Origin of the sequence: Flavobacterium sp. (assembly GCF_036782315.1) — a bacterium.
GTDB lineage: Bacteria > Bacteroidota > Bacteroidia > Flavobacteriales > Flavobacteriaceae > Flavobacterium.
In genome coordinates, this window is record NZ_DAIPZK010000001.1 from 20,550 (window position 1) to 34,595 (window position 14,046).

The following is a 14,046-nucleotide window of genomic DNA, read 5'->3' on the forward strand; positions in this document are numbered from 1 at the left end:
GCTTTCAGAGTTCGATTTTATTTCTAAATTTGCACCTCATTTACACAACACAACACTAACTAACTACTAAACAATAAATTAACATGCTGTATCAAGAACCAGAAGCAAAAATTTTTGCATGTTCTCAGAGTGTGTATTTAGCCGAACAAATTGCTGAAAAGTATGGCGTTCCGCTAGGTAAAGTAACGTTCTCTAAATATAGTGATGGCGAGTTTCAGCCTTCTTTTGAAGAATCAATAAGAGGATTACGCGTATTCCTTGTTTGTTCTACTTTTCCAAGTTCGGACAATTTAATGGAATTATTATTGATGATTGATGCAGCGAAAAGAGCATCAGCACGTCATATTACAGCAGTTATCCCTTACTTCGGTTGGGCTAGACAAGATAGAAAAGACAAACCAAGAGTACCCATAGGAGCTAAATTAGTTGCAAAACTATTAGAAGCTGCAGGAGCTACTCGAATTATGACCATGGATTTACATGCAGATCAAATTCAAGGTTTCTTTGAAAAACCAGTAGATCATTTATTTGCTTCTACTATCTTTTTACCTTATGTAAGAAGTTTAAATTTAGAAAATTTAACTATTGCATCTCCAGATATGGGAGGTTCAAAAAGAGCTTATGCGTATTCTAAGTTTTTAGAATCTGATGTTGTAGTTTGTTACAAGCAAAGAAAAAAAGCAAATGTAATCGACACAATGGAACTTATTGGAGAAGTAAAAGGAAGAAATGTTATTTTAGTTGACGATATGATAGACACCGGAGGAACATTAGCAAAAGCAGCTGATGTTATGATGGAAAAAGGAGCTTTAAGTGTGAGAGCAATATGTACACATCCTATTTTATCAGGAGAAGCATATGAAAAAATAGAGAATTCTAAATTATTAGAATTAATTGTTACTGATTCTATTCCGTTAAGAAAAGAATCGAAGAAAATTAAAGTTGTAAGTTGCGCACCATTATTTGCAGAAGTAATGCATATGGTTCAAAACAACAACTCAATCAGTGGAAAATTTTTGATGTAAAATCAAGAGCCACTTTAATAAGTATTTATTAATTATATATATATTACAATGAAATCAATTACGATTAAAGGATCAGAAAGAGAAAGCGTAGGTAAAAAGGCAACTAAAGCCGTACGTGATGCTGGAATGGTTCCTTGCGTTATCTACGGAGGAAATCAACCAGTTCATTTTGTTGCAGACGAAAGAGCATTTAAAGATTTGGTTTACACTCCAAACGCACACACTGTTGTAGTTGAGTTAAACGGAACGTCTTACAATGTTATCATGCAAGACATTCAATTTCATCCAGTTTCTGACAAAATTTTACACATTGACTTCTTCCAATTAAGCGATGATAAAGAAATCATTATGGAAGTACCAGTTAAAATTACAGGAACTTCTCCAGGGGTATTATTAGGAGGTGTTTTACGTTTAAACCAACGTCGTTTAAAAGTAAAAGCTTTACCTAAATTCTTACCTGACTTTGTTGAAGCTAATATTTCAGAATTACAAATGGGTAACAAATTGTACGTTACTAAAATTGAAACTAACAATTTCAAATTAATGCACCCAGATAACACTGTAGTTTGTCAAGTGAGAATTTCTCGTGCGGCAATGAAAGCAGCTCAAGAGGCAGCAAAAGCAGAAAAAGGAGCAAAAAAGAAAAAATAATTTCTTTTCAATGTATACAAAAGAAGCATCAGTTTTTACTGGTGCTTTTTTTATGCTTTTCAGTATCTAAACTTTGCATTACTTTTGCAATATGAATTGGTTATCAAATCTGTTTAATAAACAAATAAAAGAGAGTTTACCCATGAAGAAATTCTTAATCGTTGGGCTTGGAAATATTGGCTCAGAATATGCAAATACAAGACACAATATCGGATTTAAAGTTTTGGACTATCTAGCACATAAGGAAGGAATTTCATTTCAAACCGTAAAATTGGGTGAACTAGCTGAACTAAAAATTAAAGGAAGAACCTTATTATTACTTAAGCCGAACACCTATATGAATTTGAGTGGAAAAGCAATTAAGTATTGGTTAGAAAAGGAAAACATCGAAAAAGAAAACATGTTGGTTATTACCGATGATTTGAATTTGGCTTTTGGAACCATCCGAATTAAAACAAAAGGAAGTGACGGTGGTCATAATGGACTTAAAAATATCCAATTATTATTAAACTCTACAGAATATCCTCGGTACAGATTTGGAATTAGTGATGCCTTTAAAAAAGGACAACAAGTAGATTACGTACTAGGCGAATGGAGCGATGAAGAAAAAGAAAAATTAAAAGAGCGTTTGGAAATAAGTTCAGAGATAATAAAATCTTTTGCTTTAGCAGGTTTAAACAATACGATGAATACATATAATGGGAAATAAAAAAAGGGAAGCTTAAAACTTCCCTTTTTATGTTTATAAATATTATTCAATTATTGAACTACAATTTTCTTAACTTCTTTTCTAGCACCATCTTGAACAGTTACAAGATAAACTCCAGATTGAATATTATTCAATTGTAAGGATTCATTAAACAACCCATTGTTGTTATATGATTTAGCAAAAATCTCTCTTCCTCTCACATCATGAACATTTACTTTAATTTCATTACCTGAATTTGATGTAAATTGAATATTAAAGTTTCCATTGTTAGGGTTTGGATATAATGTAAAATTATCTAAACCAACATCCTCTGTTGATAGAGTTACTTGTTCCGAACAAACTGTTAATGTATAAGAAACTACATTTCCTGTATCTGCAGCTGCCACATCTCTAATACCAACTAACCAATTCCCATTTGGATTTAAAGTATTAAATACACTTAATGGAGAAGATGGAATAACATTTCCTGTAATTGTTGTAGCACAAACTATCCCTGAACCTTGATCATCGAAAGTAGCATTTATATTATCATTACTCGTACATGCTTGATTAAAAATCGTTGACTGAGTTGTTGGCGTCATAGGCCCTTGTAGAACGATTTGTAAATCTGAAACGTAAGTATGAGTCAAGTTAACAGCTAAATTAACATCAGAGATATTAGCTGTTGTAGGCACATTAATAGATCTAACCGTAAAAGTCGTATTATTATCTGGAATTGCAAAACCTGTATTCATTGTATAACTATTACAAGTTGTTGTAATTGTATAACCCACTGAAAAAGGAGCAGAAATATTGAAGAAAACGTTTGCACTAGCCTTCACCATAAATCTACAATATGGCGCTGCAACACCTGCTGGTAAAGTTACCGCCTGAGTTCCATCATTTGGCGTCCCAGCTAATAAAGTAGTCCAAGTAACACCATTATCAGACGAAAACGAAATATCTACATTTGTTGCACCAGCAATTGTATTGTGGCCATTAGCACCAGTTGCACCTGTCCAAACAACAGTTTGAGTTGAACCAACTGGATAACTAGTATTTGGCGCCATTGTTATTGTCAATGCAGTTTTATTAGCAACTGTTACCACAGCATCAGCAAAATTAGTTTGTCCCTGGCCCAATACATTATCACGGGCAGTTAATCTAAAGTTCAATGTTCTTGCAACCGAACTCAATGCTTCAGAAGTAACACCAACGCCTTGAGTTGTAGTACTTCCTGCCAAAATAGAAGACATAATAGGAAAGTATCGTGCTGGGCTAGTTGAAGCTGGGTAACACACAAAATTTGGCCCAGTTGTTTTAGTTGGGCTAGCCGGACTATTAGCCCCAGTATTAGAACCAGCATCATCATTTTGTTCCCAAGTATATGTTAATCCACTAGCACCACCAGCATCAGTAGCTGAACCTGTTAAAACAAAAGGGGTGCTCAATGGAATAGTCCAGTTACCTCCCGAATTTACAACTGGTGCAGAATGCGTTATCGCTGTTGAAGTAGGACAAGTTTTACCTGCCATATTTGCCTGAACTTGCGCTATACTAGCTGAGTGAAAAACATCAATAGAATTCATATGAGTATTATAAGAAGTAATACCTGCATAACCCATAATTGTTACTCCACCACCAACTTCTTTGTTTACACCTGTTCCTTCAGATGAATGTGAAAAAGTGTGATTAGCACCAAATTGATGTCCAAGCTCGTGTGCTACATAGTCAATATCAAATGTATCCCCTGCTGGAACACCATCTGCAGGAGACGTAATTCCTCTACCTTTTGTCGCTCCAGTACCTGAAGCTGTTCCATTCACACATACACAACCAATACAGCCTGCATTACCACCACCACCTGTTGAACCAAACATATGCCCAACATCATATGCCGCATTATTTGCAGCTAAAGAAGTTGAAGGTCCAGTTAAAGTAGTATTTAATGCTTGTTGCAATTCTGTATTCCAATTAGCTAATGTAGAATATGGATCAGTTGCAGGATTATAATAAATTACATTTGTTGTTGAGGCAACAATGTTCATTCGAATAGCAAAATCTTTTTCAAAAACTCCATTTACTCTTGTCATTGTAGCATTAAAAGCTGCTAAAACATTAGACACTTGGGCAGAACTAGTTGCTCCAAAATAATTAGCATATTCTCCATTACAAGACAAGGCTAATCTGAAAGTTAATAATGTAGTAGTACTTGAACGAGAAGTGATTTCTGGAGTAGAAATGTCATTTACCAATGTTTGTTCTGGTGTAGAACAAGTAAATGGTAATTTACCTTTTCTTCTAGAAGATTTATAAACAGCATAAACACTACCATCTTGAGAATATGGCTCCATAAACTCAGTCTGTTTATCTGCTCTAAAAACCATTGTTTGAATCCCTCTAGGATCAAGACTCATCCTTAATACCGCATATTTATCATCTATACCTTGACCTACATAAGAACGGATTTCAGGAAATTGTGACTGTAATTCAGCATCAAAATTAGAAGCCTCATATATTCTATAACGTTCTAATTTACCATCAGAATTCGGTATTGAAATAATTACATTTGATCTGTTTTCTGCAAATCTAACTGGCGCTGTTGAAACAACTTGTCTAAGACTATTCAAATCTAACTGCATCAAAGTAAAATCAACTGGAAAAGATTCTCTTTCAGCTGTTTTTGAAATTATTATATTCTGACCTTTGTAGGCAGACCAAACTTTATCTGTTTGTGAGAATGTCACACTCACAAAAAATAAAGAAAAAATTAATAGTAAAGTTTTTTTCATCTTATTGGGAATTTAATGATTAATTAACAAACTTATTAAAAAAAAAGATAAAAACATAAAAAATGAAAATGAAAAATTCTTTTTTAACACACATTACTTTAATTAAACCGAAATTAAAATTTATAAAAAAAATTTAATGGGTAATATTTTCAAAAAATTTAAACAAATTTGCGTAGGTACACTATCAGATCTTATATCTTAACAAAACAAAAAAAGAGAAGGCTTTCACCTTCTCTTTTTTTGTTTATTACTGTAGAGTATTTATTCTACAACTATTTTTTTAACTTCTTTTCTATCACCATCTTGAACAGTTACAAGATAAATTCCTGCTTGTACATTGTTTAATTGTAATGATTCATTAAATAAGCCATTATTATTAAACGATTTATTAAATACAGTTCTTCCTCTTAAATCATGAACGCTAACTTTAACTTCATTTCCAGAAGTTGAAGAGAACTGAATGTTAAAGTTACCATTATTTGGATTTGGATAAATAACAAAATTATCTAAACCAAAACCTTCAGACGCCAAAACAACTGTAGTTTCTGTTTTACACAAAGTTAAAGTTACACTTGAAATTGTATTTGATGTATTTGTACTTTTTGCAGCAAATCTCCACTGACCAGCTGAATTCATTCCATCTAAAGAAGACAAAGCACCAACAGGAATATATCTTGCACCTGTTGCAGTTGCAGCACAATCAAAAGCCACTCCTTCGTCATCAAAAATAGCATTTAAGTTAGCTCTATTATTAGCACAACCTGAATTTGGACCATCGAAAGCCACAACATCCACTACAGAAGAACCTGGTTTAACAAGTCCAAAAGAAACTTGATTTGTTCTAGCAGCAGTACATACAACTTTAAAATCAACATCTGAAATAGTATAACTATCTGTTATTGGTGTTGAAGGTAAAAGATACCCTGTCCAGTTAGTCGCCATTGCTTGAGCTGGGCTAAAAGTTCTTGTATAATCAGTACAAGTTGTTGTTGTTGTTACAACATATCCAATAGCAATATTTTTCACATTAACATTAAAGAAAATACTTCCTGAAGCTTTCACCATAATTCTACAAAATGGTTGTAAAATATTAGGAACTGTAATAGTTTCAGAACCATCATTTGGAGTATTTGATGCTAAAACAGTAGTAAAAGTGGCTCCATTATCTGTCGACAACAAAATATCAACGTTAGCACCACCAAAACTAGTGTTGGTACCATTTACATTCCATGTAATTGTTTCTGTTGTACCTGGAATCCAAGTTACACTTGCTCCATTTTGAGAAGTAACTTCTAAAGGACCTCTCGTTGCATCAACAGTAATTGTAGAAGTTGCAAAATTTGTTTGACCTTGTCCTGCAACATTATCTCTTACAGTTAATCTAAAATTCAATGTTCTTGCAACCGAACTTAATGCCTCAACAAGAATTTCATCACCTGAAGTTGTTTTTTGACCTGCTAAAACAGATGTCATATTAGGAAAATATCTTGTTGGACTCGAAGAAGGCAAATAACTTCTCCAGTTAGGACCCGAAGCTTTAGTTTCTGAAGCAGCGCTACTAGCACCTGTTTGACCAGCTGAAGCATTATCATACTGTTCCCAGCAATAAGTTAAAGAAGATGTTCCTCCTGTATCAGTAGCCGAACCTGTTAACATAAAAGGAGTACTCTTGGGGATAGTGTAATTTCCTGCCGAAGTAACAACTGGTGTACCATGGGTAATTGCAACAGATGTTGGACAAGTTTTACCCGCCATGTTTGCTTGAACTTGAGCAATTGATGCTGCATGAAAAATGTCAATTGAATGGGCAGCAATATCTTGTGATGTAATACCTGCATACCCCATAATTGTTACACCTGAACCTGGTTCCATATTCACACCCGTTCCTTCATTACTCATAGAAAAAGTATGATTAGCTCCAAACTGATGTCCTAACTCATGAGCAACATAATCAATATCAAAGCTATCTCCAGCAGGAACCCCATCAGCAGGTGATGTAATTCCACTTCCTTTAGAACCATTAACACAAACACAACCTATACATCCAGCATTACCTCCACCACCAGTAGCTCCAAATAAATGACCAACATCGTAATTAGCTTCACCAATAACACTTGTTAATGTAGATTGCAATTGACTGTTCCAGTTGTTCATTTGAGCTGCATCTGAATAAGGATCTGTTGTTGCATTATAATAAATTACACTTGTTGTGTTTGCAATAATATTCATTCTAATTGCAAAATCCTTTTCAAAAACACCATTAACTCTTGTCATTGTAGCATTAAATGCTGCTAATACTAATGATGATTGAGCACTACTTGTTGCTCCAAAATAATTTGCATACTCCGCAGTACATGAAAGGGCCAATCTAAAGTTTAATAATACTCCTGTACTTGCTTGAGTTGAGTTTGTATTTCTAGACAAATCATTCATTATAACCTGCTCAGGAGTAGAACATGTAAAAGGTAATTTACCTTTGTTTCTTCCAGAAGCATACACCGCAACAACTGAACCGTCTTGAGAATATGGCTCGATAAATTCTGTTTTTTTATCAGCTCTAAAAACCATAGTTTGAATTCCTCTTGGATCTAAACTTAATCTCAAAATAGCAGTTTTATCATCAATTCCAACACCCACGTAAGATCTAATTTCAGGAAATTGAGCTTGTAATTCTGTCTCAAAATTAGAAGCTTCATACATTGTAAATCTTTCTAATTTTCCGTCATTGTTAGGGATTGAAATCACAACAGAAGAACGATTAGCATTTGTTCTTTGTGGCGCAGTTAACAAAACTTGTTTCAAAGAATTAACATTCAAGTTAAACAACTTAAAATCTGTTGGAAAAGTTTCTCTTTGGATAGATTTAGAAAGAACTAAATCCGAACCTTTGTGTTCTGCCCAGAATTTTTCAGTTTGTGCCTGAACGAATACAGACACTGTTGAAAAAAACAAAATAACTAGTAATTTTTTTTTCATTTTATGGGTTATTTTTTTGATTTATTGCAAATTTAATTCATTTTTCTTGTAAAAACAAAAATAAATTATAGTGTGAGTTCATCGTTTGCACTTATAAAAACTAATTTTGACAAAAATTTGTTACAATAAAAAAGAGCAACAAATGTTGCTCTTTTGAGATAATATGTGATAAAGTTATTTTACAAGTATTTTTCTCACTTCTTTTCTGTCTCCATCTTCAACCGTCACAAGGTAAACACCTGACTGAACATTGCTTAACTGGAATGACTCATTAAATAAACCATTATTACTATATGATTTAGTAAAAATCTCTCTCCCTCTAATATCATGCAGATTTACCTTAATTTCATTACCTGAATTTGATGTAAATTGAATATTAAAGTTTCCATTGTTAGGGTTTGGATATACAACTAAATCATTAATTTGATTGGTATTTGTTGTTAAAGGTTGAGTAGTACAGAAGTTTAACCCCCAACTATTCAATGTTCCTCCATCACCAGCATACCCATCAACAACAGTTAGCGTCCATGTTCCTGCTGAGTTTTGTCCGTTTAAAGTTGATAATGGCTGAGAAGGAACTACAACTCCTGACAAAGCAGGATTTCCAGAACTACAAGAAACAGCTGAACCAGCATCATCTAAAACAACATTTAAATTATCAAAATCTCCACATGGTTCAACTAATAAATTCAAAACAGTACCTGCCGGACTTGTAAGTCTCACTGTTAAATCTTCAATATAAGTATGTGTAATATTTAAATTCACTTTCACTCCTGTAATAACAACGCCAGTAGCAACTGACAACGTTGAAGTTACAGTATTTGCATTATTACTTCTAATGGTTTTAGGAACATCAACACTTGAAGTTAAATTACATGCAGTTTGTCCGGTTTTAAAGTTAAATGCAGCACTATAAACCCCTTCACAACCAGCGTTTTTTGGTTTAACTCTCCAATAATATGTTGTAGCATCAGCTAATCCATTTAAAGCATAAGTTGTGGTTGTTACATTACCACTAAATACGATTGCTGTAAATCCAGCATCAGTTGCTACTTGAATATCATAAGATGTAGCGGCTCCATTTGAAGGCCAACTCAAGGTAACATTTGTTAACTGATTAATTGCATTATTAGCTGGAGAAGTTAAAGCTTGTGTTCCGAAATTCGAATTCAATAAATTCAAATAAAAAGGAACTGTTTTTGAAACGGCGCCAGAAGTAGCAGTAACTATAACATTATAAATACCGGGAGTTGCTCCAGCTGTATTAGTAATAGACATTGTAACTGTTCCATTCGTATTTATTGATGTAGGAGAAAACGAAACAGTTGTTCCTGCCGGATTACCAGCAGCCGTAAAAGTTGTTGTACCACTAAAACCACCTAAAGCCTTGTAATCAATACTATATGTTGCCGTAGCTCCTTGACAATATGACTTATTTTGTTCTCCTGCTACTCCATTATATGCTACAGCAAAAGTTGAAGCAGGAGCAGTTATTGTAAAGTTTGTATTGGAAATATCAAAGAAAATATTACCATTACCTCTTACCATAATTCTGTTTGTAGTTCCAGGTAAATTTGGCACAGTTATAGTTTCGCTACCATCGTTTGGAACTCTACTTGCTAAAAGTATTGGATAAGTATTACCACCATCTGTTGACAAATAAATATCTACAAATTTTGTGTTTACGGTTCCTATATCAGTATTTGCAACTGACCATGTTACACTTTGATTTGTTCCTGCGACCCAAGAAACTGCTGTATTAGGAGCAGAAACTACAAAAGGACCAGCTGTTGAAGCGACTGTAACTTTCATATCATCATAACCCGTTTGTCCCACTTCTGGTGTGCTTGAACTATATGGAGCATTGTCTCTTACTGTTAATCTAAAATTTAATTCTCTAGCAACAGAGCTAAGAGCCTCTACTAAAATTATTTCGTTTCCAGTACCATTTGTAGTAGCTGAATTTGCTAAAATCGATGACAATCGAGGCATGTAACGATTAGGTGATGACGTTGGCAACATTGAAACCCAATTTGGCCCTATAGTCTTTGTAGCACTTGCTGGACTACTTGCCCCTGTTTGTCCTGTTCCAGTAATCGCATCGTTTTGTTCCCATTGATATGTTAAAGCATCACCATCAGCATCTGTTGCAGAACCTTCAAGGATAAATGGTGTGCTTATTGGAATAACATAATCAGGTCCAGCGTTTACTACTGGCGCTACATTTGCTGCTGCAACTGGTATAATAACTGGACACGCTTTAGTACTCACATTAGCTTCAAACTGATAAATATTATAAGCATGATAAGTATCTATTGAGTGACGAGCCACATCATAACTTGTAATTCCTGCATATCCCATAATTGTAACTCCAGAACCCACTTCTCTTTGAGCCGCTAATACCTGTGCACTATGAGTAAATGAGTGATTCATTCCTAATTGATGTCCTATTTCATGAGTTACATAATCGATGTCGAAATTATCTCCTTGTGGAATTCCATCTGCAGGAGAAGTAATACCACTTCCTTTTTGTCCATCTACACATATACAACCGATACAACCAGCGTTTCCACCACCACCAGTTGCTCCAAAAAGATGTCCAATATCATAATTAGCTTCACCGATAACACTTGTTAAAGTTGATTGAAGTTCACCATTCCAATTTCCCATTTGAGCAGCAGGAGAATAGGGATCTGTTGCAGGATTGTAATAAATAACACTAGGGGTGTTAGCAATTAAATTTAAGTGTAATGCTAAATCTTTTTCATAAACCCCATTACATCTTGTCATTGTTGCATTAAATGCTGCCATAACTAGCCCTACTTGTGCCGCACTAGTAGCACCAAAATAATTTGAATATTCAGCTGTACATGATTGTGCTAATCTCATAGTTCTTAATTTTGCGTCACTTAATCTTGAAGTAACACTTGCGTCAAACTGAGATGTTGTTTTTTGCATAAAGTCTTGATCTTCTGTCGAACAAGTCCAAGGTAGTTTTGTTTTATCTCTTTTAGAACTGTAAACAGCGTAAACAACATTATCCAAAGAATACGGTTCAATAAATTCATTTTCTCTGTTAGCTCTAAAAATAGTTGTTGAAATTCCTTGCGGAGAAATACTTAATTTTAAAAGTGCAGACTTGTCTGTAAGACTTTTCCCAGAAAAAGCTCTGATTTCAGGAAATTGAGCTTGTAACTCAGGCACAAAATTAGAAGCTTCATACATTTCAAAAAGCTCCATTTCTCCTTTCGTATTAGGAAGAGAAATAACAACATTTTTTTTACTTGTATTATTTACAACTGTAAATAATTCTTGTTTTAAAGCTGTTAAGTTTAGAGTGTACAGATCAAATTCTTTAGGAAAAGATAATCTTTTTACACCTTTGTTTGTTACTATTTCATTTTTATTCGTTTTATTTACTGACCAAAACGTATTGTTTTGTGCAAATAAATTAAAAACAGAAAATAGTAAACAAATAACAAATAGTAGATGTTTCTTCATTTTATGATTTAAATTTAGGGGTTAATTTGCCAAATTTATATTTTTTTTTTTAAATTTTTGATAAAAAACATTTTTAAATCAATAAATTTAATTAATAAATAATAGCCATTATCTTTGTTCTTTTTAATAATTCCTCAAAATTGAAAACATATAACTCGATATTAGATTTTAAAAGTACAATCCAAACCACAATCACCATTGGCACTTTTGATGGTGTTCATTTGGGGCATCAATCTATTTTAAAAAAATTAGTTGACGCAAAAAATTTGGAAAATTATGAAAGTGTATTACTCACCTTTTTTCCTCATCCTAGAATGGTTTTACAACAAGATGCTTCTATTAAGTTATTGAATACAATTGAAGAAAAAGCAGAATTACTAGATAAATTTGGTATAGACAACTTAATTATTCACCCTTTTGATACGGCATTTTCAAATTTATCTGCGGAAGAATTTGTGAAAGAAATTTTAGTTGATAAATTAAACATCCATAAAATTATTATTGGTCACGACCATAGATTTGGAAAAAACAGAACAGCCGATATTAATGATTTAATCTCATTTGGTAAAAAATATAACTTTGAAGTAGAACAAATTAGCGCTCAAGAAATTAATGAAATTGCAATTAGTTCTACTAAAATTAGGATAGCATTACTAGAAAGTGATGTTCGATTAGCCAATCAATATTTGGGATATACTTATTTTATTTCAGGAAAAGTTATTGAAGGAAAAAAAATAGGAAGAACTATAAGTTTTCCCACTGCTAATATTGAAATAAAAGAAAATTATAAATTACTCCCTAAAAATGGGGTTTATATTGTATCGAGTAAAATAGATGGCATAATCTATTTTGGAATGATGAATATTGGCAAAAATCCAACAATAGGAGAAAATGAACAATCAATTGAAGTTCATTTTTTTGAACTAAATCGAGATATTTACAACGAAAATCTTAAAATTTCAATCTTAGAACATATAAGAGAAGAACAGAAATTTAATTCTTTATCTGAATTACAAGCCCAACTCGAAAAAGATAAATCCTTTTCACTTGACTATATTCAAAATTTAAAATGAAAACTTTATTCAAAGAAATAGACAACAGTCCGTTAATTGTTTTCCGAATTTTCTTTGGATTTTTAGTTGCTTGTGAAAGTTTTGGCGCCATTCTTACCGGATGGGTTAAAAGGGTTTTAATCGATCCTCAATTTACATTTTCTTTTATTGGTTTTGAATGGCTTCAACCGTTGCCTGGTTATGGAATGTATTGGTATTTCATTACAATGGGATTTTTTGGATTGGCCATCATGCTAGGCTACCGATATAGGATAGCAATTATTTGTTACACTGTTTTATGGGCTGGAGCTTATTTTATGCAGAAAACAGCTTATAACAATCATTATTATTTGTTGCTTTTAATTAGCTTTTTAATGATTTTCTTTCCTGCTAATCGTTATGCTTCCATGGATGTAAAACAAAAAAGAGTTAAAGAAAAAAAAACAATGCCTTATTGGATAAGTTTATTGTTTATAATTCAGGTTGCTATTGTGTATGTTTTTGCTTCAATTGCTAAATTATATCCTGATTGGTTAGATGGCACTTTTACTCGAAATTTATTAGCAGATTCCACCAATAAAATGATTTTAAAAGAACTATTCCTTCAAAAATGGTTTTATATGTTTATTGCTTACATGGGGATTATTTTTGATTTGCTAATTGTGCCTCTTCTCCTTTTTAAAAGAACTCGTATTATTGCATTAATAGCTTCTTTGTCTTTTCATCTTTTTAATGCTGTTTTTTTAGAAATTGGTATTTTCCCATTCTTTGCTTTAACATTTGCATTATTCTTTTATGAACCCGAAACTATTAGAAGAATATTTCTCAAGAAAAAACCAAGTGTTATTGGCGAAACACTACAACCTAGTTTCTACGGAAAAAAAATCGTTTACTTTTTAATGATTCCTTATCTAATTGTTCAACTTTTGCTTCCTATTCGTCATCATTTTATTGAAGGAGATGTGTTATGGACAGAAGAAGGTCATCGACTGAGTTGGCGTATGATGCTTCGCGAACGAAATGGTTACATTATTATTAAAATAAAAGATTTAAAAACTGGACAAGAATCAATTTACAATTATGGGAAAAATTTAACTGATAAACAAGCTCATAATTTGGCAACCAAACCCGATTTTATTTGGCAATATTGCCAAAGAATTAAAAAGGAATACAAAGGCAAACCCATTGCAATTCACATCGATTGTAAAAACAGTATCAATCGAAAAGAATATAAAACTTTAATTGACCCAAATTTTGATATGGCTAAAGCCGAATGGGACTATTTTGGTCATAACGAATGGATTCTACTTTATTAACACTAAAGTTTTCTTAAAAAGAATTATCTTTATATACTGTTTAAT

The 14,046-nt window shown here is 32.9% G+C and carries 8 protein-coding genes; 5 read left to right on the forward strand and 3 right to left on the reverse strand.

The annotated features are described in order from the left end of the window. Positions 1–83: 83 nt before the first annotated feature. The 3 genes from V7P59_RS00105 to pth all read left to right on the forward strand — a co-directional run bounded on the left by V7P59_RS00105 (position 84) and on the right by pth (position 2,385). Positions 84–1,025, forward strand: a complete 942-nt coding sequence (locus V7P59_RS00105) for a ribose-phosphate pyrophosphokinase (RefSeq protein WP_333807458.1) — start codon at positions 84–86, stop codon at positions 1,023–1,025. 48 nt (positions 1,026–1,073) lie between these two features. Then, entirely contained in the window at positions 1,074–1,676 is a 603-nt protein-coding gene (locus V7P59_RS00110) for a 50S ribosomal protein L25/general stress protein Ctc (RefSeq protein ID WP_231835838.1), read from the forward strand. Between the two features lie 142 nt (positions 1,677–1,818). After that, positions 1,819–2,385, forward strand: a complete 567-nt coding sequence (gene pth, locus V7P59_RS00115) for an aminoacyl-tRNA hydrolase (RefSeq protein WP_231835837.1) — start codon at positions 1,819–1,821, stop codon at positions 2,383–2,385. A gap of 50 nt (positions 2,386–2,435) precedes the next feature. Here pth and V7P59_RS00120 read toward each other — a convergent pair whose 3' ends face one another. From V7P59_RS00120 to V7P59_RS00130, 3 genes are all read right to left on the reverse strand, one after another. Next, on the reverse strand, positions 2,436–5,156 hold the full coding sequence (locus V7P59_RS00120; protein ID WP_333807464.1) for a zinc-dependent metalloprotease: 2,721 nt from the start codon (positions 5,154–5,156) through the stop codon (positions 2,436–2,438). A 261-nt stretch (positions 5,157–5,417) separates the two neighbouring features. Continuing rightward, entirely contained in the window at positions 5,418–8,132 is a 2,715-nt protein-coding gene (locus V7P59_RS00125; protein ID WP_333807466.1) for a zinc-dependent metalloprotease, read from the reverse strand. Between the two features lie 174 nt (positions 8,133–8,306). Next, positions 8,307–11,633, reverse strand: coding sequence for a zinc-dependent metalloprotease (locus tag V7P59_RS00130; protein WP_333807468.1), 3,327 nt, complete (start codon positions 11,631–11,633; stop codon positions 8,307–8,309). A 140-nt stretch (positions 11,634–11,773) separates the two neighbouring features. On the opposite strand from V7P59_RS00130, the gene V7P59_RS00135 reads away from it, so the two are divergent. Next, on the forward strand, positions 11,774–12,706 hold the full coding sequence (locus V7P59_RS00135) for a bifunctional riboflavin kinase/FAD synthetase (RefSeq protein ID WP_333807470.1): 933 nt from the start codon (positions 11,774–11,776) through the stop codon (positions 12,704–12,706). Continuing rightward, on the forward strand, positions 12,703–14,001 hold the full coding sequence (locus tag V7P59_RS00140) for an HTTM domain-containing protein (RefSeq protein WP_333807471.1): 1,299 nt from the start codon (positions 12,703–12,705) through the stop codon (positions 13,999–14,001). Before V7P59_RS00135 ends, V7P59_RS00140 begins: the two co-directional genes overlap by 4 nt. The last annotated feature ends 45 nt before the right edge of the window (positions 14,002–14,046 follow it).